At 35.7% G+C, this 24,022-nt stretch carries 22 protein-coding genes; 14 read left to right on the forward strand and 8 right to left on the reverse strand.

The window, feature by feature from the left end:
• Positions 1-52: 52 nt before the first annotated feature.
• Positions 53-1,387, reverse strand: a complete 1,335-nt coding sequence (locus tag ACSHW7_RS06730) for a DEAD/DEAH box helicase (RefSeq protein ID WP_435678711.1) — start codon at positions 1,385-1,387, stop codon at positions 53-55.
• Between the two features lie 166 nt (positions 1,388-1,553).
• On the opposite strand from ACSHW7_RS06730, the gene ACSHW7_RS06735 reads away from it, so the two are divergent.
• Both ACSHW7_RS06735 and rlmF read left to right on the forward strand, forming a co-directional pair.
• Entirely contained in the window at positions 1,554-1,787 is a 234-nt protein-coding gene (locus ACSHW7_RS06735) for a YtxH domain-containing protein (protein ID WP_435678566.1), read from the forward strand.
• A gap of 92 nt (positions 1,788-1,879) precedes the next feature.
• Positions 1,880-2,776, forward strand: coding sequence for a 23S rRNA (adenine(1618)-N(6))-methyltransferase RlmF (gene rlmF, locus ACSHW7_RS06740; RefSeq protein WP_435678567.1), 897 nt, complete (start codon positions 1,880-1,882; stop codon positions 2,774-2,776).
• Between the two features lie 49 nt (positions 2,777-2,825).
• Here rlmF and ACSHW7_RS06745 read toward each other — a convergent pair whose 3' ends face one another.
• Positions 2,826-3,305 carry a peptide-methionine (S)-S-oxide reductase gene (locus tag ACSHW7_RS06745; RefSeq protein WP_435678568.1) on the reverse strand — a complete coding sequence of 160 codons (480 nt, stop codon included), beginning with the start codon at positions 3,303-3,305 and terminating at the stop codon, positions 2,826-2,828.
• 150 nt (positions 3,306-3,455) lie between these two features.
• Between ACSHW7_RS06745 and ACSHW7_RS06750 the strand changes: the two genes are divergently transcribed.
• On the forward strand, positions 3,456-5,375 hold the full coding sequence (locus ACSHW7_RS06750; RefSeq protein WP_435678569.1) for a peroxidase family protein: 1,920 nt from the start codon (positions 3,456-3,458) through the stop codon (positions 5,373-5,375).
• A gap of 150 nt (positions 5,376-5,525) precedes the next feature.
• Positions 5,526-6,149, forward strand: a complete 624-nt coding sequence (locus ACSHW7_RS06755; RefSeq protein ID WP_435678570.1) for a hypothetical protein — start codon at positions 5,526-5,528, stop codon at positions 6,147-6,149.
• 83 nt (positions 6,150-6,232) lie between these two features.
• Here the strand turns inward: ACSHW7_RS06755 and ACSHW7_RS06760 are convergent, their stop codons facing one another.
• Positions 6,233-7,798 (reverse strand): DEAD/DEAH box helicase, encoded by a 1,566-nt coding sequence (locus tag ACSHW7_RS06760; protein ID WP_435678571.1) that lies wholly within the window; start codon positions 7,796-7,798, stop codon positions 6,233-6,235.
• Between the two features lie 183 nt (positions 7,799-7,981).
• On the opposite strand from ACSHW7_RS06760, the gene ACSHW7_RS06765 reads away from it, so the two are divergent.
• On the forward strand, positions 7,982-8,560 hold the full coding sequence (locus ACSHW7_RS06765) for a pseudouridine synthase (protein WP_435678572.1): 579 nt from the start codon (positions 7,982-7,984) through the stop codon (positions 8,558-8,560).
• 47 nt (positions 8,561-8,607) lie between these two features.
• Here the strand turns inward: ACSHW7_RS06765 and ACSHW7_RS06770 are convergent, their stop codons facing one another.
• Positions 8,608-9,264, reverse strand: coding sequence for a hypothetical protein (locus tag ACSHW7_RS06770; protein WP_435678573.1), 657 nt, complete (start codon positions 9,262-9,264; stop codon positions 8,608-8,610).
• Between the two features lie 48 nt (positions 9,265-9,312).
• The gene (locus ACSHW7_RS06775) at positions 9,313-11,601 is read right to left on the reverse strand and encodes a M14 family zinc carboxypeptidase (protein WP_435678574.1); all 2,289 of its coding nucleotides are present in this window, start codon (positions 11,599-11,601) and stop codon (positions 9,313-9,315) included.
• Between the two features lie 538 nt (positions 11,602-12,139).
• Between ACSHW7_RS06775 and ACSHW7_RS06780 the strand changes: the two genes are divergently transcribed.
• The 5 genes from ACSHW7_RS06780 (at position 12,140) to ACSHW7_RS06800 (ending at position 15,840) form a co-directional block, all read left to right on the forward strand.
• On the forward strand, positions 12,140-13,006 hold the full coding sequence (locus tag ACSHW7_RS06780; protein WP_435678575.1) for a sigma-70 family RNA polymerase sigma factor: 867 nt from the start codon (positions 12,140-12,142) through the stop codon (positions 13,004-13,006).
• A gap of 120 nt (positions 13,007-13,126) precedes the next feature.
• Positions 13,127-14,062: a mechanosensitive ion channel family protein gene (locus ACSHW7_RS06785; protein ID WP_435678576.1), complete on the forward strand. Its 936-nt coding sequence runs from the start codon at positions 13,127-13,129 to the stop codon at positions 14,060-14,062.
• A 55-nt stretch (positions 14,063-14,117) separates the two neighbouring features.
• Complete coding sequence (locus tag ACSHW7_RS06790; RefSeq protein WP_435678577.1) at positions 14,118-14,252, forward strand: hypothetical protein; 135 nt, start codon at positions 14,118-14,120, stop codon at positions 14,250-14,252.
• A 156-nt stretch (positions 14,253-14,408) separates the two neighbouring features.
• Positions 14,409-15,269 carry an OmpA family protein gene (locus ACSHW7_RS06795; protein ID WP_435678578.1) on the forward strand — a complete coding sequence of 287 codons (861 nt, stop codon included), beginning with the start codon at positions 14,409-14,411 and terminating at the stop codon, positions 15,267-15,269.
• A 145-nt stretch (positions 15,270-15,414) separates the two neighbouring features.
• A complete protein-coding gene (locus ACSHW7_RS06800) occupies positions 15,415-15,840 on the forward strand; it encodes a hypothetical protein (RefSeq protein WP_435678579.1) in 426 nt (141 codons plus the stop codon).
• A gap of 18 nt (positions 15,841-15,858) precedes the next feature.
• Here ACSHW7_RS06800 and ACSHW7_RS06805 read toward each other — a convergent pair whose 3' ends face one another.
• A complete protein-coding gene (locus ACSHW7_RS06805) occupies positions 15,859-16,584 on the reverse strand; it encodes an SDR family oxidoreductase (protein WP_435678580.1) in 726 nt (241 codons plus the stop codon).
• A 118-nt stretch (positions 16,585-16,702) separates the two neighbouring features.
• Here ACSHW7_RS06805 and ACSHW7_RS06810 point away from each other — a divergent pair, with 118 nt between their 5' ends.
• Positions 16,703-17,320, forward strand: coding sequence for a M15 family metallopeptidase (locus ACSHW7_RS06810; protein ID WP_435678581.1), 618 nt, complete (start codon positions 16,703-16,705; stop codon positions 17,318-17,320).
• Between the two features lie 5 nt (positions 17,321-17,325).
• Here ACSHW7_RS06810 and ACSHW7_RS06815 read toward each other — a convergent pair whose 3' ends face one another.
• Both ACSHW7_RS06815 and ACSHW7_RS06820 read right to left on the reverse strand, forming a co-directional pair.
• The gene (locus ACSHW7_RS06815) at positions 17,326-18,291 is read right to left on the reverse strand and encodes a mechanosensitive ion channel family protein (protein WP_435678582.1); all 966 of its coding nucleotides are present in this window, start codon (positions 18,289-18,291) and stop codon (positions 17,326-17,328) included.
• Between the two features lie 25 nt (positions 18,292-18,316).
• Positions 18,317-21,163 (reverse strand): M16 family metallopeptidase, encoded by a 2,847-nt coding sequence (locus ACSHW7_RS06820; protein WP_435678583.1) that lies wholly within the window; start codon positions 21,161-21,163, stop codon positions 18,317-18,319.
• A gap of 140 nt (positions 21,164-21,303) precedes the next feature.
• Between ACSHW7_RS06820 and ACSHW7_RS06825 the strand changes: the two genes are divergently transcribed.
• Genes ACSHW7_RS06825 through ACSHW7_RS06835 form a run of 3 tightly spaced genes read left to right on the forward strand, consistent with a single transcriptional unit; the run spans position 21,304 to position 24,010 of the window.
• Positions 21,304-21,594: a DUF3817 domain-containing protein gene (locus ACSHW7_RS06825; protein WP_435678712.1), complete on the forward strand. Its 291-nt coding sequence runs from the start codon at positions 21,304-21,306 to the stop codon at positions 21,592-21,594.
• Positions 21,594-22,877 carry a mechanosensitive ion channel family protein gene (locus tag ACSHW7_RS06830; RefSeq protein ID WP_435678584.1) on the forward strand — a complete coding sequence of 428 codons (1,284 nt, stop codon included), beginning with the start codon at positions 21,594-21,596 and terminating at the stop codon, positions 22,875-22,877. The genes ACSHW7_RS06825 and ACSHW7_RS06830 overlap by 1 nt, the downstream gene beginning before the upstream one ends.
• A 59-nt stretch (positions 22,878-22,936) precedes the next feature.
• Positions 22,937-24,010 carry an endonuclease/exonuclease/phosphatase family protein gene (locus tag ACSHW7_RS06835; RefSeq protein WP_435678585.1) on the forward strand — a complete coding sequence of 358 codons (1,074 nt, stop codon included), beginning with the start codon at positions 22,937-22,939 and terminating at the stop codon, positions 24,008-24,010.
• The last annotated feature ends 12 nt before the right edge of the window (positions 24,011-24,022 follow it).

Raw genomic sequence — 24,022 nt, forward strand, 5'->3', positions numbered from 1 at the left:
AATTAGCTTATCGAAATCAAGAGAAAAAAAAGAAAATTTCACTGCCATACAATTACAACACATAAATCCTGACCTTTTTCTTTTTCAATCTGCTATTATTCAATTTGTCTGCAATACTTTCTGCAATACTGGCTGGGACGGCTACGTAAGTGCCATTTTGTTTAAGTTCGATGACTCCTAATTGGTCTTTTTTAAGTCCGCCCTCTTTAAAAAATAATCCAGCAACGTCGCCTTTTGAGATTTTATCTTTTCGGCCTCCGGTGATGAAAAGGGTTTCCCAATAAGGTTTGCTCCTCGTATTTCCTGGACCTCCGCTAACGAGCGGGGCTGGAATTTCTGCTGTTGGAATATTGGGAATAAATTCTTTCAGTTCTTCCTCTTTAAAATGAAGCACATACGCCGTTCCTTTTGCATTGACACGAGCTGTTCTTCCATTTCTGTGGGTAAATTCTTCTAAGCTATGTGGGAGTTGGTAATGGATGATAAAATTCATTTCGGGGATATCGATTCCTCTGGCAGCAAGGTCTGTGGCTAGAAGGATATCCACTGTTCCGTTTCTAAACATAATGAGGGCCTCTTCCCTATCTCGCTGCTCCATTCCGCCATGAAAGATTCCGTGGTCAATGTCATTTTCATATAGAAAATCACTAACAAATTGAATGGTATCTTTAAAATTACAAAAGATAATTCCTTGCTCATTTCCTAAATGGTTCAACAAACCTTTTAAGGCTTCCAATTTATCTTTTGTTTCTGAAAGTACTTTTTTGATGGTCAGTTTTGTTTCCGAAGCATCTTTTAAAAACTCCAAACGCTTAGCGTCAACCATACCAATAAACTTGGGGATGGCCAAATTTTGAGTGGCCGATGTCAAAATGCGTTTTTCAATGTTAGGCAAAAGGGATAAAATTTCTTTCATTTCGACTTCAAAACCCACTTGCAGCGATTTATCAAATTCGTCGAGCACAATCGTTTTAATCTGCTCTGTATTGAGGCGTTCTTGCCTAAAGTGATCTGCAATCCTTCCCGGAGTTCCAATCAAAATCGCTGGTACGTGGGAAAGCTCGGCTTTATCTTTTTGAATGGAGCGTCCGCCATAAGCAGCGTTTACCTTAAAACCAGAACCCATTGTACGCGCTACGGTTTCAATTTGGATAGCAAGTTCGCGCGTGGGCACAAGAATCAATGCTTGTACTTCATCAATATCTTCGTTGAGACTTTCAATCAAAGGTAGTAAAAACGTCAACGTTTTACCCGAACCCGTTGGTGCGAGTAAAACGGTATTTGCATTCGCTTTAATTTGAGGAATGGAGATTTCCTGCATTTCGTTCAATGCTGAAATATTAAGTTTCTGAAGGATTTCAGAAATAGTTTTATAGGTATTGCTCATACGTGCAAAGCTACTGTAAATAAGAAAGTTTACACCCATGAAATTTCGGAAGTCGTAAAACTATTAAAGTTTTCATAAATCCAACTGCCATTGTAACTATTGGAACATATTTTGACTCTAGTATATCATTAACCGTTAAACTAAATTAACTTTAAAACAACATAACATGGAAAAGAACAAAAAAGGATTATTGGCATTACTAGGATTAGGAGCAGGAGTTTTTGCTTGGTGGAAATATAAAAATATGTCACAGGACCAAAAAGATGCTTTGAAAGCTAAAGTGACTAAAACTGGAGACAAAATCAAAGATACAGTGGCTGATGTTGAAGGAACCATCACTGAAAAATATGATGAGCTAAAAAAAGCAGCAAAAAAACAAGCTGACACCTATACAAACTAGTCAAGCTAAAATTTAAAAGAAATCCCGCCATAAGCGGGATTTTTGTTTTTTACCAAAGTCCCATTTGACTAACTTGCAGAAAATATAAAACCGTGCACCCAAAAAATCCACACAACGCTCCATATAATTTTTTAAAATTAACCGAAAAACATTCTGCGCTTTCCCCTTTTGTTTTTGAAAACGATCACAACACTACGACTATTGATTTTTCAAATCCTGAAGCGGTGCTGCACTTGAATAAAGCCATTTTAAAAACAGATTATAACGTTGTAGATTGGAACATCCCTCCACACTATCTATGCCCTCCCATCCCCGGGCGGATGGACTATTTATGTTACTTGAGTGAGTTGCTGGAAGATGAAAGTTTAAAACTAAAACAATCTAAAAACAAAGTTGTCAAAGGGCTTGATATTGGTGTGGGCGCTAATTGTATTTATCCCATTTTAGGATCACAGTTTTTTGGCTGGCAAATGGTGGGAGCTGACATCAATCCTACTGCAATTGAGCATGCAAAGGCAAATGTTGCAATGATTTCGGAAATTTCTAAAAATATAGAAATACGTCATCAAAAAAACAATGCCGATATTTTTAAAGGGGTTATAAACGACAGCGAATATTTTAATTTTACGGTATGCAATCCTCCCTTCCATCCTTCTGAAGAAGCCGCGACAAAAGGAACGTTGCGCAAGATTAAAAACCTAGATGGTACAGGTGAAGCCAGATTGACAAAGGAAGAAATCACACGCAATTTTGGCGGTCAAGCCAATGAGCTTTGGGTAAACGGAGGCGAGGCACTTTTCATCAAACGCATGATTAAGCAAAGTGTTTCGTTCAAAGGCCAAGTGGGTGTTTTCACGACGCTGGTCTCTAACAAAGAGAATCTAAACAAGCTCTACAAACAGCTTGACAAATTGAAAGCTACGCATCGAACTATAAATATGGATATCGGCAACAAACGCACTAGAATGCTGGCGTGGTGGTTTGTTTGAAATGATTCAAAACTAAAATAGAATGAAGAAACAGGACAAATATTTAATTTCATTGTGCACTTTCTTCGGAAATTAGATGATTTGAAAATTTTGTGCGGAGCAACTCTAATTTTGGATGAATGTATCTTTCACAAAAAGGTTTGGAAGGGTTTTTTAAATAATAGTTCTGAATTTCTTCCCTAGAAGCTTTGAAGCCTTTAAAATTTAAAACTTTGGTGATGATTTTTTCCTTGAAATCTTTTTGAAATTCTTGAATGGCTTTAATTGCTTGCTTTTGTTGTATTTCAGAAAACACATATACCGCAGAAACATAACTTTCACGCATGGAATGCTGCGACGTACTTTTGTGGGTGTGCAAATGGATTTCAATCAAATCCTGTAACGTTATAATTGAAGGATCAAACTCTATAATTATTGCTTCTGAAAATATATTTGGTGCTTCAACAAGTGCATATCCTTGCACTACATTTTCAACACCTTTTAAGCATTGAAAAACAGCTTCGGTACACCAATGACAGCCACCGCCCATTGCAATTTTTTTGGATATTATTGTTTATTTTCAATGTGTGAAATTTCAAAATTTAACATTGTTAAGACGTAGAAAAAGTTAAACCTTACACGTTATTATAAAAATTGTTAAAAAAATGCTAATTTTATCGCACTAACAAAAATTTTGAAAATGAAAAAACAATTACAATTAATTGGCTTATTGCTCTTTAGCAGCATGTGCCTTTTTGCTCAAGAAAATAGGGATTATAATGGTTCTGAAAATAATCTGGATAATCCATCTTGGGGTGCAGCTCAATCAAATTTTAGAACATTGATTACCGTAGATTATTCTGACGGAATTAGTGAGCCGGGTGCTCTGGACCGAGCAAATCCGCGTGCAGTAAGTAACGCCATAGGAAGTCAAAATACATTTATTCCTAATGAATTGGGTTTAAGTGATTTTGTTTGGGGTTGGGGTCAATTTATCGATCATGATGTTAATCTCAATGATGATGAGACGACCGAAACACACAACATACCTGTCCCTCAATGCGACCCTATGTTTGACCCTGCGTGCACGGGAACAAAAGAGATACGTATGTTTCGTTCTATAAGCGATGCCACTACAGGAACTTCAATTACAAATCCGCGTCGTCATGTAAACGAAATTACAAGTTATATCGATGGATCTGGAGTTTATGGCGTTGATGTTGATAGAGCTAATTGGCTTCGCAGTAATGTGGATGGAAAATTAAAAGTTTCAACAGGAAATCTATTACCATGGAATACTGTTGATGGTGAGTTTGGTAGTGCCATTGACCCAACAGCTCCTTTTATGGTGCTTGACGGAATGCCATTACCAGAAAAATTCTTTGTGGGTGGTGATGTGAGAGTAAACGAACAACCGGGATTGATGTGTTTTCACACCTTAATGGTGCGTGAACACAATAGACTTGCCGATGAAATTAAAGCAGAAAATCCTAATTGGACAGACGAACAGATTTTCCAACGTGCTCGTAAAGTTGTCGGAGCTTTAATTCAAGCGGTAACCTATGAGGAATTTTTGACTAACATAGGGGTAACCATGTCAGACTATTCTGGATATGACGCAACTGTACAACCCGATATTTTGAATACATTTTCAGCAGCTGGATATCGTTTTGGACACACCATGGTAAATGGGCGTTTAATGCGCTTCGAGGAAAATGGTGACGATTGGTCATTTGGTGCTATCGACTTGAGAAACGGTTTCTTCAAGCCTACAATTCTTTTAGAAGAAGGTGGTGTTGAACCATTCTTTAGAGGTCTCGCTGCGCAAGAACATCAAATAGTAGATCCTTTGATAATGAATGATATTCGTAATTTTCTATTCGGTCCTCCAGGTGCAGGTGGCTTGGATTTACTATCAATTAATATTGCTCGTGCGAGAGAGCGCGGTGTGCCAGACTATAATACCATTAGAGTAGATTTAGGTTTGAGTGAGCTCACTAGTTTTGCAGATTTAACATCAGATGCTTCTTTACAGGGAACGCTAGAAGGGGTTTACACAACTATTGATAATGTGGATCCTTGGATTGGATTTATGAGCGAAGACCATTTACCTAACGCTTTGATGGGCGAAGGAATGAACGCTATATTAAAGTTTCAGTTTGAGGCTTTAAGAGATGGTGATCGCTATTATTATGAAAATGATCCTGCTTTTTCTGCAGATGAAATTTCAGAAATAAAAAACACCAAACTTTCTGAAATTCTATTAAGGAATACCTCAATCGAAACATTACAAGAAAATGTTTTTGAAGCGGTACCAAGAGACCAATTGTCTGTTGAATTATTCCCTTTTGCAGGAGTGCAAAATATAAATATAAAAGCTTATCCAAATCCCGTACAAAAGTATTTTAATATTCAGATTGAAGCGCGACGTCCTTCAATGGCTACGTTAAGCATTTATGATGTTAATGGGATTACTGTACTACAAAAACAAATAGCAATCATGCCTGGGAAAACCGAACATAAGTTTGAGTTAAATGACGCCCTTGCTAATGGCTTGTACGTAATTTCACTCGATAGTGATGCAGGAAAAGGACAGCTTAAGATTATCAAAGGAAGATAATTTTAAATATGTAATTTATAAATGCTGCAATCAATTTGGTTGCAGCATTTATTTTTTAAAATTCATTATCCATCAATTTTATGAGAATTATCTTAGAGAATATTCATTGATTTAATCGTTAATACTCATATTTTTACAAAAAACTATATTATGTTTAAAAAAGGAATCATTTTGTTTTGTGCTATTTTTATCTCCACAGTAATGCAAGGACAAGAAAAGGAAATCAAAATTGAAGAAGAAAGAAGAGGCAACCGATTAATGCTTTATGCCTTAAATGAAAACTTTGAAGATGTTGAAGCTACCATAGTTGTAGAAGGAACTGGTTTTCGTCAAAGTGCCCGCGCACCAAGGGCTATGAAAATACCTAAATTATCAAAAGTACATGTCGTTAACTTAATGGTCAATAAAGGCGAAACACCTAAATACACAACTGATATTACAGTTTCAGATAGTATTTCTCGCCGTGCATTGCGTAAAGAAGCAACAGCTATTCGCATCGACCCAATGAATCCTATTGATATGTATATTGCTGAAAACTGCGTAGGTTGTGATAGCATTGTTGCAAAGCTCGAGCGCAGTCCGTACAAGTATAGAAGCACGGTGCTTAATGAAAATGAGGAAATCAAAAGACAGATTGCAATGGCAAACGCAAGATTAGATACTGTAGTTACTCCTTTATTTAATGTAAAAGGAGGAATCGTTTCAGATATTGAAACATTTGAAGAGTTAATGGAAAAATTGAATGATGGAGAAAAAGGGATAGTTGAAAATTAGAAAGAAGTAGAAAGTTAATTCCTAAAATAAACTAGATAAAAAAGTCCCTTTTCGAATTGAAAAGGGACTTTTTAGTATATTATTTATTCATCATCCTCTGGAGGAGGGAAACCGTGAATATCTTCAAAAATTTCATCAAAATTTAATCTTAGATGGCTTCTTAATTTTAAACGATAATCATCTTTCAACCAATTTAAAAAATTATGTGTGCTCTTACTTATACATTTTGAATAGCGCATAATTCTAAAGTCAATATCATCACCCAACTGCTTAGCCAACTCCAACGCATCATACACATCCTCACTATTTTCAACACAAATACGCGCATGCTGGTCAATAGAGCGTTCAAGGATAACTTTTGAGCTCTCTCCTGCCCTAACCGATTCGGTATAGGCTTTCTTTATGTCAAAAGATACATCTTCAGATTTCGAAAATTGCTCACGGAGTGCCTCAGGCATATCATACGAAAAGTGACTTTCTAATTCCTCATCGTCCAACAAATTATCAAGATAATAATTAGGAGATCTAAAAATCTTCTGCCAATCTAAATCTGCTCCCCAAGGTCCAAAACGATGAAAATTATTTCCTAAATCAATAATATCAAACGTTGTTTTATTTTTAAAAATCCTTGAACCACGACCAATCATCTGGTAGTACAATGTCAAAGACTTTGTCGCTCTATTTAAAATAATAGATTCAACCGATGGTTCATCAAATCCAGTCGTCAAAATACTAACCGATGTCAAAATAGCATCGGGAGTTTCATGAAACCATTTCAAAATGGCTCTACGTTGTTTTTTTGTGGCCGTGTTATCCAAGTGCATAATAGGATAACCCGCGTAAGAAAATGCATCATAAACGTGTAAAGATGTATTAATCCCGTTATTGAATATCAATGTCTTCTTTCCTTTCGAGCGCTCTTCGTAAGCCTGCATCAACTTGCTCAACATGTCGCCCGTAGTATATAAATCCTCAGATGATTTTACCGTATAATCACCATTTGCTCCAACTTCCAGCGAGGTCAATCCCACATTATAACTATAGGTATTACCGCTTGCCAAAAATTCATTTTCAATCAGCGCATCAATGGTTTCACCAGTAATGAGCTCATCATAGTTTTCGTTCATCGGTAATTTGATATTCGATGAAAGTGGCGTTGCCGTTACTCCCAATAAAAAAGAATTTTCAAAATACTTAAACAATTTTGTAAACGAGTTATAATGCGCCTCATCCACAATCACTAATCCCACATCACTAATATCCAGCTTATCATCCTGCAAACGATTGTTCAGGGTTTCTACCATCGCAACATAACACACATACTCATCTTGGTCATCAAGATTTGCAGTACTATTAATCACTTTATTGACAACACCAAACTCCGTCAACATATTACTTGTCTGCTTTGAAAGCTCCACACGGTGCGTCATTATCAATACCTTCTTATTGTGGTTTGACAAATATTGGCGAACGATTTCCGAAAAAATAACCGTTTTACCACCTCCCGTAGGGAGTTGATATAAGAGACGGTAGTTTTCTTTGGCTTCATCAAATGCCGCAAAAATCTTATCAATAGCACCCTTTTGGTAGCTATAGAGTTTTTTACCTTCTTTAGTTTCGTCGAGAAAATCTTCGTGTGTAAGTTTCAATGGAATTTCAGTTTTAGCAAGTTGCAAATTTACGTCCTTTTGTAGGTTTATCAATACCTTAGTAGCATAAATTTTATTTTTTCTTCGGAAATTTTAAATAATTGAACCAAATAAGTTTTTCATTGAACAATATGAGTGCCGATTTTAAAATTTCCGAAGATTTAAATTTTATTTTTACACCAAATGAAAATCGAATCACATCAATATTTCGCATTGTATAAACCAGATGGCTATCTCAGCCAGTTCATGACCAATGACAAACACGCAAAGCGGAAGAAATTTCTAAGCGATTTACACGATTTCCCCGAAGGTACCATGGCAGTCGGGCGACTAGACGAACCTAGCGAAGGCTTATTGTTACTAACAACAAACGGAAAATACAGCACTTACATAAATAAAAGCGGTGTTGAAAAAGAATACTTCGCTCAAGTGGACGGTATCATTATAGAAGAGGCAATCCAAGCATTAGAAAATGGAGTCGAAATTACCGTTAAAGACCAACCTTATATTACAAAAAAGTCTGTGGTAAAGAAAATTGAAATTCCGCTTCTCCCCGCTCGTAACAAAAAAATTAGAGATGAACGTCACGGTCCCACAAGTTGGATTTCCATCACAGTAACCGAAGGCAAGTTTAGGCAAATTCGTAAAATGACCTCTGCTGTTGGTTTTCCCACGTTACGATTGGTTCGTTACCGTATTGGCGATTTTACTATTGACGGAATGGATAAGGGAGATGTTAGGGAAATATTTGTTAAATGGTAAATAGTTGATTAGTTAAATTAAAAAAATTCATCAGCTACTAGCTATCGCTAATTTTGATACACAACAATAGTCGCTTTTCTCCCTGTCAACAAATTCCATTCATTTTTAGAAATAAGTGTTCCTTTATCGTCATAGACGTGTAATTCTGCGGTATTTGGGCCACTGTCGCCTTGGTTGAGTGCTTGAAATTCAATCACATTTTCTCCCGGTTCTAGCGTTAAATCAAAGCCTCTAAATGTTCCGTCCAGCGAAATATCACTCTGTACGATATCATCATTGACATATACTCTTATACGATCTCCGTCCACGCTTTGATGATCGCGATACACAACGTTTACATAAGAACCACCCGTTTTAATTTCTCCTAGCACTTGGTCTCTGTCATACTCGCTTGTGGCAGGTTTGTCTTTTACAAAAGACTTGGGAGTCATATCTGTCTTCGTGCTCAAAAAACCGTCATCGCTTTTAATATCTAGAGGTTTTGGATCATCTTTACCCAATGGATTGTTATCCATATTGGCATCAAAACGATATTCATTATTACTCAATCCGGGAACTTTTGTTGCAGGAAGTTCAAGTCCCGTAGGTTCTGGGACTGCGGTATCTACTCTTTCAAATTGTACCGAATTTGAAATAGGGTTATCAAATTGTGCACTCATAACAAAGGTTGCCAAGAGTAACGATATTGACAAAAATAATTTCATAGCTACTTAATTTTCTATTTGATAAACAATAATTGCACCAAAAATGTTTTATTTCTTAATCAATTTAAGAGACGTTGATGGGCCCGCCTCTGTTACAACAGTTGCAAAATAAATACCAATGGTCAATGTGTCAAGGTTTTTGATTTCAATAGTACCATTTTTGGTTTTTAAAGTTTCAGAAACCTTTCGACCTTGCATATCAAATAACGTTATTTCAAAGTTAGAAGTTTCTGAAGTCGAAATTGTTATTTGATTTATAAAAGGATTTGGCAATGCCGAAATATTAAATTCACTATAAATTTCAGAAATATTTAAAATTTCTTCTTCATAATCTGTGATATTGAAATCATCAAAATAAAATCCATCGCCCGGTATACTTTCATTTGATTGCATTTTAAATCTAAAACGAACATCACTTTGACCGTTGAATTGTGCTAGACTATAATTTTTCATGTTCCAAGATTCGTTCGCTGTGTAGATTTCAAATACCTCCCAGTTCGTACCGCCATCAATGGAGGTTTCTAATGATGTAAAATCTCCGGCCGCTAAAGCAAATTTTGCCATAAAACTCAGTAAAGGACCTGTCGTTGTTGAAAAATCGAACGATTGATTCAACTCAAAAAAGTTTAATGTGTTATTCAGTTGGTTCCCACCAGCCGAATCTGTAAAGCAAGTGGTCCCGCTATACGAATCGTCATTTGTAACTCCCCATTGCAAATTATTACCCGAGGAAATCCAGTTGGCAGCACCGTTCTCCGAAGTATCATTAAATAAAGTGGTTCGTTCCCCAATAAAAATGGGAATGGTTATCGACTCATTGCGAACACCATCTTGAAATGGAATGATTTCAACATTGAAAAATTGCTGGTCGAATGCAGGTGAAATTTCAATTAAAAAGGGAGTGGCTGTATTTTCCTTACGCGCTCTCGCGTTTATTATTCCATAATCAATACTGCTCTGTGAGGAAATCAATTGACTGTCAATAGATAATTGAACATTTACATTTCCGCTCGTGTTTTCAAGTCCAACATTTTTGAGTTCCACGAGCAATTCCATGGTTTCGCCAGGAATGGCATCATCTAATTGCGTGTGACTTTGAACATCTAAATAGGGCCCCGAAATAAAAGATTGATAGAACATAGGGCGTACATTTTCTCCTACCAAAGCGAAGATAGTACTTGGCATAGGCCAAAATCCTGAGCCATCAATTTCTGGAGTCCAACCATAAATTCCCTCGCTATGTAAGTAATCACGGGTTGTACCACAAGATGTGTAGTTTAAAATCTGAAATGTAACTCCATACGTATAATCGTTTTCATCCAAAAACGCAGATGCCCATTCTGAATAGATTTCGAAATCTGGTGGTGAAGTGTCATAACCATAAGGCATTAAATACGTTCCCGCGGTAGAATGTGTTGAAAAAGCTGTTTTGGGTTGGATCTGTGATAATAAATTTGAAACAGCCTGAGTTTCTAATTCTGAAAACGGCCCCGTTCCACGATACACCCCAGAACAAGGGTCGCCACTTGAGCAATCTGCATTATTGTTAAATCCAAAACCATAGTTTCTATTCAAATCAACACCAACGCAACCACCAGCATCTACATTTCTATTTTTACGCCACAATCCGCCACCATTGGGGTCTGTAGTTTCATTATACACATATCCATCCGGATTTACAACGGGAACAAAATAGAGTTCTCTATTGTTTACTAAATATTGCACCTCCAAATCTGAGTTGTAATTTTCTAAAAGATAAAACATAAAATTAATGCTAGTTGCCATTGAAAGTGGCTCACGAGCATGGTGCAGCGCATCAAAATAAGCTGCTGGTTCTGGCTCGTCGATTTCTGGGTTGTCTGAAATTTTTACCATCCAAATATCCCTTCCTTCTATAGTTGTGCCTATGCTGGTCTTTGCCGTGATGAGATTTGGGAAATCTGTTTTCATCTCATCGAGCTTGGCAACAACTTCATCAAAAGTGTAAAAGCCTCCCATGCTACCCAAATCAAATCCTTCGGCTACGTTGGAGTTTCGAATGATTTGGTTTTGTTGGTCTTGAACTCTTTGCTGGAGATAATGGTTTTTATAATTTTGAATTGTAACGGTATATTGAATTCCTAATTGGTTTAATCGTTGTAGTTCGGTTTCAGAAAACAGCAGTTTTATATTGTTGTTTTCGTCAATGTTTGGGTGGTCCACTGTAAAACCTTCAGCAGCTAATTGAGAAATGTCTGTGGGGTTATTTAATTGAATTTCTGAAAATATTTCTTGTGCAGATACGCTAAGCGATAGTAGCGCAAATAGAATACATAAAACTTTTTTTAAAGACTTCATAAACTTTTCTTTTTCAGAATCAAATATAGGTATTATATAGGTCGTGGGGTATTTTGAAAACGTACAACTGAATCCTTTTATAAATTATTTTAAAACTTTTTTTAAATTCTCTGTAACTTTAATTGATGTTGTTACGTATTAGTAATTGTAGCCCTATTATGGGTTTTACAAAAAACACATTTCTTTGACAACGCCCCTATTTAAGCCCTTCTTTTTTAAAGACAGTTTTATAGAAATTTAAACGTTCCAATTTATAGTTTATTAATTGGATTACTTTTTATGTGGTTAAGTTGAAAAAAATGTTTTTGAATGTTTGAAATACACACTTTTAGTTTCGGTATTCGTGTGTTTGAATTTAAGTTTTGAAATTTTGGTTTCCCTTTAATTGGACTTCTATGTAAAACGAGCAATGATATCACAGCTCTTTTAATGGATAGCAGTTATAGCAATTCCTTTAAATTTCAGAAATAAATATCAAGAGCATTTGAGAGTAAAAATTCCGAAAAATTAGTTTTAATTTAAAAATAAGAGAAATAATATGAGACAGCTCAAGATTACCAAGCAGGTTACCAACAGAGAAACAAAATCTTTGAACAGCTACTTACAAGATGTAAGTAAGATTGATATGATAACCGCGGAGGAAGAAGTTGAGTTAGCACAACGTATTCGTGAGGGTGACCAAAGCGCACTCGACAAATTGACAAAAGCGAATTTACGTTTTGTGATTTCTGTGGCAAAACAATATCAAAATCAAGGGTTAACACTTAGTGATTTGATCAATGAAGGTAACGTAGGGCTTGTAAAAGCGGCACAACGTTTTGACGAAACAAGAGGTTTTAAATTTATCTCGTATGCTGTATGGTGGATTAGACAATCTATCTTGCAAGCAATCGCAGAGCAATCTCGTGTGGTTCGTTTGCCTTTGAACAAAATTGGTGATATCAACAAAATTAGAAAAGCATCTATTCACTTAGAGCAAGTTCACCAACGTGTACCTAGTGCTAGCGAAATTGCGAAAGAGCTTGATATGACTGTGAGCAGTGTAAAACAATCATTGAAAAATTCTTCTAGAAGTTTATCGATGGATGCGCCGTTTCAAGAAGGTGAAAATGACAATAACTTGTACGATGTAATTAGTAGTGGTGAAACTCCTAATCCAGATAAAGCGTTAATCCACGAATCTTTAAAGATTGAGATTGACAGAGCACTTGACACGCTTGCGCCTAGAGAGGCAGACGTTGTGAAGTTAAACTTTGGATTGAGCGGGCAACCTGCGATGACATTACAGGAGATTGGCGATACTTTTGAGTTGAGCCGCGAGCGTGTGCGTCAAATTCGTGAGAAAGCAATTAGACGTTTACGTCAAGAATCAAAAAGTCATATCTTAAAGAAGTATTTAGGATAATAACTTCGGAAATATTAACTAACAGAATGCAGATGAATTTTTCATCTGCATTTTTTTTTAGGATTTTGTTAAAACAATTGCTGAAACCTAACACGTATATTTGAACAAAATAAACAACCAATGCAAGAAACTACTACAGAGCAAGTAAAAGAAACATCAAAAGAAGTCGCCGAAACCTTTAACGTGGATGACGCTATTTCTGGACTTTGGGACAAATTGGGCGGATGGCTTGATTCTCTCATTCTAAAGTTGCCAAATTTTATCATCGCCGTTTTAGTAATTGTACTTTTCTATTTTATAGCAAAAGGATTACGTAAAGTTATAAAAAGAGTTCTTTTAAGTAAAGTAAAAGAAGAATCGGTTAAGCAGATGATTGGGCAGATTGTATTTGCTGTTGTATTACTTCTAGGCTTTTTTGTAGCGCTTGGCGTAATGGATCTAGATAAAGTATTGACATCGGTTCTTGCAGGTGCGGGAGTTGTGGGTCTTGCTATAGGTCTTGCGTTGCAGGGTACTTTAAGTAATACGGTTTCAGGATTTATACTTTCATTTTTACCTAAAATAAGTATAGGTGATTGGATTGAAACCAATGGAGAAAAAGGGTTTGTAACCGAAATCAATCTTCGTAACGTAACAATCAAAAGACCTGATAACGAATTTACCATCATCCCCAACTCTACTTTTATAGACAATCCTTTTACTAATTATTCCATCTCTCCTCGTTCAAGAACGATTGTTGCTTGTGGTGTAGGCTATGAAAGTGATTTACAAATGGTAGAAGATTTAACTGTAAAAACTATAGGCGAAGCCTTCGAACAAAGAGACGGTGAGGAAATTGAATTCTTTTATCAAGAGTTTGGTGATAGCTCAATAAATTTTGTTGTTCGTTTTTGGGCAGATTGCGTAAATGGAAAACAAGGGAATCAAAATATGCATAAAGCTATCAAAGCAATAAAGAAAGCATTTGATGCAAACGATGTAAATATTCCATTCCCAATACGTACACTTGACTTTGGTAAAAACAATTTGACAATCCATAATCAAAATAAAGAATAATTAAATTTAAAAATCAAATAAACTAAATAGCTACCCGTCTTCACGGTCATTGAAAATGAAAAATATACTTAGAACAATAATTGCAGCCTGGGGCGCAAAAAAAATTGGTGGTGGTCGTTGCGGCTGTGTTGGAACTGTAATTGTTTTTATAATAATCTTTATTGTATTAGGTTGGCTGGGATTAAGTTAATCTCAACTGAAATTTTATAAAACATTGACAATTAGCCATTCATAAAATTGAATGGCTTTTTTGTTGGGTTACTTTTAACAAAACAATAGCAACCCGTTAAGGAATATAATTTAACTCTGACGGTTATATAATGACAAACCATTAAAAATTTTAACAATGAAAAAATTATTTGCAGTATCCCTATTTTCAGTTGCAATTTTAACGACATCTTGTGTGTCTAAAAAGAAGTATGTTGCCTTAGAAGGCGAATACAATGCAACAAAGTCAACACTGGCTAAGACCGAATTAGAAAAAGAACAACTCAGTGCAAAACTTTCAAGTATTGAAGAACGAGTTGCTGAGTACAATTCTAAAATTCAATCTTTATCAACTTCAAATACTACGTTGAAAGAATTAAGCGATTCTAGATACCAAAAGTATGATAAGGTAATGATGAGCAATAAAGATAAGGCACAAATGAAAGCTGCTTTAGCAAATGTGGACCAAAATGAACTTGCAAACGCAAGAACTTTAGAAGACTCCATGAATTTAATTGTCTCTTACAATTTAAAGAAGAATCTTTCTAACGAATTTATGACTGAGGACAGTGATGACATTCAAGTTTCAATAGACGAGACTGTAGTTATGATTACTATTTCAGACAAAATGCTATTTAACTCTGGAAGTTACAGAGTCAACTCAAAAGCAGATAATCTATTAAAGCGTCTAGCTGATGTAATTAATAGTGAGCCAGCTATGGAGGTTATGGTAGAAGGACACACAGATGCACAAACCGTTAAGGATGGTGCAGCTGTTAAAGATAATTGGGATTTGAGCGTTGAACGTTCAACAGCAGTTATTAGAAAACTACAAGAAGATTTCAATGTGGACCCTTCAAAATTAATCGCTGCTGGAAGAAGTAGCTATCACCCACTTACCGAAAACGATACCAAGGAAGGACGTGCAACAAATAGAAGAACACGTATAGTAATCCTTCCAAACTTAGATAAATTTCTGGCACTGCTTTCTGCCAACTAATTGAAAGTAAATAACTATGACAGAAAAGCAGCTTCAAATTGAAGCTGCTTTTCTTTTTTTTTAGAATGTTCTTTAACGAAAATTTGAGTTGAAACATTGCCAATCTCAAATACTTCTTTAAATTTAAGCCATTATTTTTTACAAAATGAGAATAGAAGACGGCAAATATCGCCTTATAGTAAAGAAAAAAATCACTATTGAAGAAGGTAACTTTTACATATTTGATGATTTTGTTGTAAGTGAAATTAAAGAAGGTGCTATTTTTAATTGGGAATGTGCTGAAGGACTTATAGAACAAATTTATGAGTATTTTGGAAGTAGAGACATTAGGGTCGCTTATATATCCAATCGTATAAACTCTTATTCCATCTATCCACAGGATTGGTTAAAGTTCTTTAAGAGCCGTCAAAATCTTACTTCCATTGCAGTAGTAACAAAAAACCGAACGGGATTGAGTAACTTTATTTTTGAAATGTTATTCGTCAAAACTAAACTTCAAAAATTTACGTCACTTGATGAGGCCATTATTTGGTCAAAAAAGCAAAATAAAAAAGCGCTCGAAAGCGCTTGAATATTAAAGATAAAAATCTTATTTATTTGGAGGTGTTGTTGGTCTCACCTCTATTTTGCTCGGTAAAGTACGCGGATGCATTTTTAATAAATCAATTACCAGATCTCCAATATCTTCAGATTGTATTTTCCAATCACCTTTTTCGCTTGGTTCATTCCCGTTAAAGTGTGTAGAAACACTGCCTGGCATAATGGTGCTTACTTTTATACCATATTGTCTTAAATCTAGCATAGCAGCTTGTGTAAATCCAGTAACTCCAAATTTACTCGCATTATACGCCGTTCCACCAGCAAAAAAATTAGTCCCCGCTAAACTTGAGATTGAAATATAATATCCTTTAGATTTTTTGAGCGAATCAACGGTAGATTTTAAAGTGAAAAATGCTCCAGATAGATTGGTGTCTATCACCTCATTCCATTGCTCAACTGTCATTTCTTCAATACTGCCAAAATGCCCCAAACCTGCATTCGCAATAACAATATCAATAGCACCCAATTCTTTCAAAGCCCTATTTACAGCTGCTTCCTGTTCTCCATAACTCCTAACATCTGCTTCCAAAGCAAGTATTTTTGAATCATGAATCGCATATTTTTTCAACTCATCAGCTGCTTCTCGAGCACTTTCCAAGCTCCTACTTGTTATGGCAACATGAATACCGTTTGCCAATAATTTTTTTGCAATTCCAAAACCTATTCCTTTGCTCCCGCCAGTTACTAAGGCTACTTTATTTTTTAATTCTGTCATAATTCAATTTTTTTTTGTGAATATTTCAAAGCTACAAATACTTAAATCCCTTTTATATTAAGGGAAACTTAAAATTTGAATTGTTATTTTTACTTCGGAAATTTTTTGCGCCGTGTCTATGATTACATATTTTAAACTCTTACTACTACCTCTTTTATTGTTATCAAATTTCAGCTATGGACTACAGCAGGATTCCCTTGTTGATATGAAAATTTACGGTGAAGAATTTGAATATGAAATTAGATATGCCACCACGAACAATTTTATAGGCGAAGTTTTATACGATTGTCCTAAATGCCTCCTTCAACCCGAAGTTGCACAAGCCATTTTTGAGGCTAACCAATTTTTTTGCGAAAAAGGATACAAAATAAAATTTTACGACTGCTATCGACCTTTAGATGTTCAAAAGTTTATTTGGTCAAAAGTACCTCGACCCACCTATGTAGCAAACCCTTATGGCAAAGGCAGCATCCATAACAAAGGAGCTGCAGTTGATGTTACGCTGGTTACTTTGGATGGCTGTTTTGTAGATATGGGTAGCGATTACGACTTTTTCGGTCGTGCCTCACATATTGATAATTATAATTTAAGTAAAGAAATCCTAGACAACCGAAAGCTGTTACAAGACGGCTTACTAGCCGTTGGCTTTAAAACCGTACGTACCGAATGGTGGCATTTTAGTTTCGAAAAAAGCTGGCGCTTTAAAACAATGAATGATAAGTTGCCGTGTGATTAGTTATTTTAACTTTTATTTTCGGCTCTCTCAATTTTGTCCAATTCTCTATCCGCTGGGTCTTTCTTCAGTTTTAATGGTAAATCTTCTTGTCCACCGTAGAGTTTGATTTCGGTAATATTTCCTGGCAGGATAAACTTAGCTTCAATAAGCGCTTCAATTACCTTTTTAATGACGATGCCACGCAACACTCGCGAAGCCACCCGATAATCCAGCGTATTGACCCAAAAGAATACTTTTAAATTAATGGTGCTTGCACTCAACTCTTCTTCAATAACAAAGTTTTTATGTTCCTCGTCCTGCACAATACCCTCGTGATTATCAAGAATATTATAAATTATTTCCTTTACTTCTGAAATATTATCCTCATAACCAATTCCAACCACAAAATCATTTCTGAAAAATCCATCCGCTGTATAATTTTGAACCGGCTTTGTTAAAACATCGCTATTGGGAATAAATATGTCACGTCCGTCACTTGTTTTTATATGTGTATAACGAAAATTGAGCGCTCGCACTTTTCCAAAATGAGTATCAATCATAATTGTATCATTGATGTCAAAAGGTCTATTGAATGCAAGTATAATTCCAGCAAGAAAATTCTTCCCAATGTCTTGAAATGCAAATCCTAAAACAATGGCCCCGCCTCCCACTGCGGTCAAAAGTCCCGTAGCAACACCATCCAATCCGGCAGCTTTTAAACCAAGCATTATCGCGATTGAAATGAGCGTGAATTTTATGGCTTGGGCGAGAAAACGCGCCATTAAAGGATCACTCGCTTTTTGTAGAATACGCTTCTTATAAATATTTGTAATAAGCTGCGCAATCAAAATTCCAGCAACAATGATAAATATTGCCAAAGCTATTCGAGGCAATGAAGAAAGGAATTCGTTATAATAACGATCCAAAGAATTTGTAATCGTTTCGGTAGTGGTTTGTGTTTGAAATAAAAGCATTAGTAAGTTTTGATTCATAATTTTTTGTTGAAAAAATAGGATTTTACTTTTTCAAATTTCCGTAGATATCGAGCTCAATTACTGGTTTTCCTAATTTTTTAACTTCGGAAAATTGTGTCTCTTTATCCCCTACCACTAGATAAACCATCTCTTTTTCATCCATATACATACCGATTGTATTTTTGAAATCTTCAAGATTCATTTGCATTAATAATTTTTGCTCTTTATCTACATAGTCCAATGACTTCCCGTATTTACTAATGTTCTCAAGCAATCCTAATTTTGCTCCAAAAGATTCAAAAGCCAACGTATTTGATTTTATAACTTTATTTTTAGTCAATTCAACATCTTCTTGAGTGAATCCGTTTCCGTAGTCAGCAACCATTTGTTCTATAATTTCTAAAGAAGGTAAAGTGGCATTTGCACGCACGCTCGTTGAAATCGTAAAAGGTGCGATTTCCATGCGATTGGGCACTCTAGAGTATGCGCCATAAGTGTATCCTCTGCCTATTCTGAGTGTTTGAAATAAACGCCCGCTGGAACCACCGCCAAGAATTTCATTGGCAAAATCTAGTTTTTTTGCATTTTCATCGTTTGCGGAAACTGCCAATTTACCAATGTACAGTACCGATTGTTTAGACCCCGGAACATCAATAAAATAGAGATTTCCAGCCTTATCCTGCGCAGGTAATTTCTGTGTGCTCAAAGCGATATCATCACCTTTCCATTTTTTTGAAAGACCACTCAAGGCGCTTTTAACTCTAGCTTTTTCAATATTCCCCACCACATGAAAACTTGCCACTTTTGGTGAAAGTTTCTTGTAAAATTGCTTTACATCTTCTAAGGTTATATTATCTATAGTTTCTAGAGTTCCGTTTGTGGGAATTCCGTAGCTATGGTTTTCGCCGTATAATAATTTATTAAAATTTATGGCCGCAATAGCTGTTGGATTTGCTTCTCTACCTTTCAACGAAGTTTCAAGTTCTTGCTTTAATCTATCAAATTCTGTAGCGTCCCAACGAGGTTGCAATAGCATTTCTTCAACATACGCCATTGTCTTTTCAAAATTACGAGAGAGACAGCTTCCACTAATGTAAATATCCTCTGTGCCAGAACCTATATAAATACTAGAACCCAAAAGCCCGATAGCTTCTTCAAGTTCTGCCGCGGTCTTTGTAGCTGTGCCTTCGTTCATCAAATCGGCCGTCAAGGATGCTAATCCAGCTTTTCCCTCAGGGTCTAAGGAATGTCCACCTTTTATGGTTATATTAAATTCTACTAATGGAAGTTCGTTGTTTTCAATTCCGAAAATATTCATTCCATTATCCAATGTTCCGGTCCAAACATCTGGCATTTCCAGTAATGGAGCGTCTCTAAATGCAGGTTCTGAGCGGTCAAATTTTGAAGGTGTTTTGTCATATACTGCTTCTTCTCCTTGTCCCACTTCTTCATTTTCAGCCATCGCTCCCACTTCCTCAATCCACACGGTAGCTTCTTCTGCTCCACTTACAGCAAGTTCTGGTGTTTCTTGCGGAATAACACTTGTCATAATATAATTTTGACCTTTTATATATTTATTATAAACTCGCATCACATCTTCGCGCGTCATGTTTTTAATATACTCAGTATCTTTAATAGAACGTTCTGGGTCTCCAGCAAATTCGTTGTCCTGTACAAGTTGGAAAGCTTTATTCAACACTGTGGCAACACCACGATATACTTGAGTTTCTAATTCAGCTTTGATGCGTTCTAGTTCATTATCAGTAAAACCATTAGTTTCAAATTTTTTCAATCCGCTATCAATTGCACTTTTCACCTTATCGAGAGCTACACCTTCATTTGCACGCACTCTAATTATAAATTCTCCCGCTATCTCATTACTACTTTGATAGGAGTTTATTCCAGGAGCTAATTTTTTCTCTTCAACGATTTCTTTATATAAGGCCGATTTTTTACTTCCGCTCAATAATTGTCCTAATACTTGAAGGGCATACGAATCTTCATTATAATTTTCCACTGTTGGAAATACCATTCGCAATTCTGGTAGCTTTGCAAAATTATCTTTGAAGTAAAGTGATTTGGTTTCGGTAAGATTTACCGGCATTGGCTTCAACGCTTCCACCTTGGGACCGCTTGGAATCTCGCCAAACCATTTTTTTACTAATTTTTTTGTTTCAGGAATATCAATATCACCAGCAATGACTAATGATGCATTTGATGCTCCATAATATTGGTTATAAAATTCGGTTACATCTTCAAGGGTTGCTGCTTGTAAATCTGGCAATGCTCCAATTACAGTCCAGCTGTATGGATGACCTTCGGGATAGAGGTTTTTTCTTATAATTTCATCTGTATAGCCATACGGTGCGTTATCCACTCGTTGGCGTTTTTCATTCTTAACTACTTGCTTTTCACGCTCAAGAGCGTCTTTGGTAACCGTATTAATCATATATCCAAAACGGTCACTATCAATCCAAAGAATTTTCTCGAACGCATCTTTGGGTACAACTTCATAATAAATGGTACCATCACTCCAAGTTCCTCCATTTCGGCTTCCGCCCCATTCTGGAATCATTTTTCGGTTTGCACCTACAGGTACATTTTCACTATCATTGAACGACATGTGCTCAAAGAAATGAGCAAATCCAGTTTTTCCGGGCTTTTCACGATTTGAACCTACGTGCATTACTGTTGCAACCGCGACAATGGGGTCGCTTTTGTCAACATGCAAAATTACTTCGAGTCCATTGTCTAAAGTAAATTTTTCATATTCAAGTTTGAATTGGGTATTCATTTTCTTTTCTTCGGAAAGAGAATTTTGGGCATTGGTGGAGAATTTTGAAAATAGCAAAGGAAGTACGAGTAAGGTTGTTAGTAATGAGCGTTTCATAGGGTTTGGTTTAATTTTATATGTTGAAATTTTATAGCCGAAATATTAGATTGAAAAGATAAGTACTTTATAAAGAACCATATTGTAAATAAATCTTAAAAAAACGCGCAGTCGAAAGGACAATAGTATCTTTGTCGAAAATTTACATTTCCGTGGAAAAAACGATTAAAACATTTAAAATTATAAGTATTCTTGAAGGTATTTCGTTCCTTATATTATTGGGGATTGCGATGCCATTAAAATATATTTGGGAAATGCCACAAATGGTGCAAATTGTAGGAATGGCGCACGGTGTGCTGTTTTTGTTATATATTGCTGGAGCTGTTTACGTATCACAACTTTTAAATTGGAGCATCAAGACACTCGCAATCGTAGTGCTATGTTCTATCTTGCCTTTTGGTCCTTTTTACGCCGAGAAAAAATACCTATAATGACTGAAGAAAAAATTATTGAGTATAGTTGTCTTTTGCAGGAATACATGATTAATTCTGGAGCGAATGAAACATTTGCAATCGTTGTAAACATCCTTGTAAATTGTATTATACTCACGGTAGTTGTTACGTTGCTCGATATTATTTTCAGAAAAATAATTGTTCAATCTTTTAAAGCATTCAGCGATAAGACAAAGAGTACTTTTGATGATTTTTTAGTTGAGAGCAACTTTCCCAGATATATTGCTCATTTTGTTCCCATTATTATCTTGTGGCATTCGTTACCAGTAATATTTGTGGAGTTTCCCAGTATTGATAAATTTTTGAATATAGTGCTTCAAATATACATAGTACTATTATGCATTTTAGTTTTTAGAAGTATTCTAAGAAGTTCAAAAAACTATGCTGAAGGCATAGAAAAATATCAAGATAAACCATTGCAGAGTTATATTCAGGTAATGATGATTTTTGCTTGGGGAATTGGGATATTTTTTGCGTTTAACCTGTTGACAGGATTTGACTTAGGTAGCGTTGCCGCACTTGGAGCTTTATCTGCCGTAATCCTATTAATTTTTAAAGATACCATCCTTGGTTTTGTTGCTTCCATACAAGTTTCAGTGAACGATATTGTGCGTATTGGAGATTGGATTACGTTCAGTAAATTTGGTGCAGATGGTTATGTGACCGAAATAAACTTAGCCACCGTAAGAGTACAAAATTTTGATAATACGTTTACCACCATCCCAACGTATAGTTTGATTGCTGATTCATTTCAGAATTGGCGCGGAATGCAAGAAAGCAAAGGCCGACGAATAAAACGGTCTATTTATATTAAGCAAAATACCATTAAATTTTTAACACAAGAAGATTTAGATGAGTTGAAAAAAATTCAATTGATCGCGCCATACATTGAACATCGAGAAAAGGAAGTCTCTAGTTTTAATCGAACTGTAGCTGCAGATAAATCAATACCAATAAACGGTAGAAATCAAACAAACCTTGGTATCTTTAGAAATTATGCGGAGGCGTTTATTACCGAAAACGAACTTATCAATCCAGATTTATTTTTAATGGTGCGGCATTTAGCACCTACAGATAAAGGGATTCCTATTGAAATTTTCTGTTTTACTTACGACAAGGCTTGGGAGAATTATGAACGTATACAAGCAAACATTTTTGATCACTTAATTGCGGCAGTCCCCTATTTTGATTTAGAAGTTTTTGAAAGTCCTTCGGGTACCGATTTTGATAAAATTTCTTTAATGAACAAAACAGAACAATAGTATTAATTTTAAGATAATTGTTCCCAATGAGCATTCTTAAAAAACTTAGAAAAACATCTTTGAAAACCTTTCTTCAAATTTTTGGTGCTATTACGGTAGTATTAACATTATTCCGTTTTGTAGCAATGGATTATTGGTGGATACGGGTTTTTGATTTTCCACATGTTCAATTAACCATTTTGAGCATAGTGGCTTTCCTTGCGTATTTTTTACGTTTCGATTTCAAGGATAAGATTGATTATCTTTTTGCAGGACTCATGCTCATCTGCATGACCTATCAAATTTATAAAATTTACATCTATACTCCTTTAGCCTCTTTTGAAATGCACGATGCGCAGAAAGATGACCCCAAAAAACAATTGAGCTTCTTTACGGCGAACGTGCTTCAAAAAAATACATCTTACGATAAATTAAATCAAGAGATAAAAAAATATGATGCAGATATAATGGTCTTTACGGAAACGGATGTAACTTGGAAAAATGAAATTACTGATTCTTTAGACCCTGCTTATATTTATAAAGTTGAAGTTCCTTTAAATAATACCTACGGAATGCTATTGTATTCTAAACTTGAACTCATTGAACCACAAATAAAATATCAAGTGGATGATAGTATTCCATCCATTCATACCAAAATAAAATTACGCTCAGGTGATTTAGTACAGTTATATTCTATCCATCCCACACCACCTATGCCACAGCACAATCCTATGTCAACAGATAGGGATAAAGAAATGATGTTAACGGCTAAACTTGCTTTAGAAAATAAATTGCCCACAATGGTCGTGGGCGACTTTAATGATGTTGCGTGGTCTCAAACTTCGCAATTGTTTCAGAGAGTAAGCAAATTACTTGACCCAAGGAAAGGTCGCGGATTGTACAATACATTTAATGCCAAAAATTTTTTAATGCGCTGGCCTTTGGACCATGTATTTGCTTCAAAAGAATTTAGAGTAGTGTCTATGGAAAAGGGAGAGAAAATAGATTCTGATCATTTCCCAGTGTTTATTAAATTTAGTCTTGAACCTGAAGGGGCTTCTATTCAGGAACCAGATGCTGTTACTACGAAAGATTTAGAGAGAGCCAATGAGCAAATAAAAGGCACTGAAAAAATGCCAGACGATATGTATTAATTCCTAGCAGGA

The organism is Patiriisocius sp., assembly GCF_051252435.1.
Lineage (GTDB): Bacteria > Bacteroidota > Bacteroidia > Flavobacteriales > Flavobacteriaceae > Patiriisocius.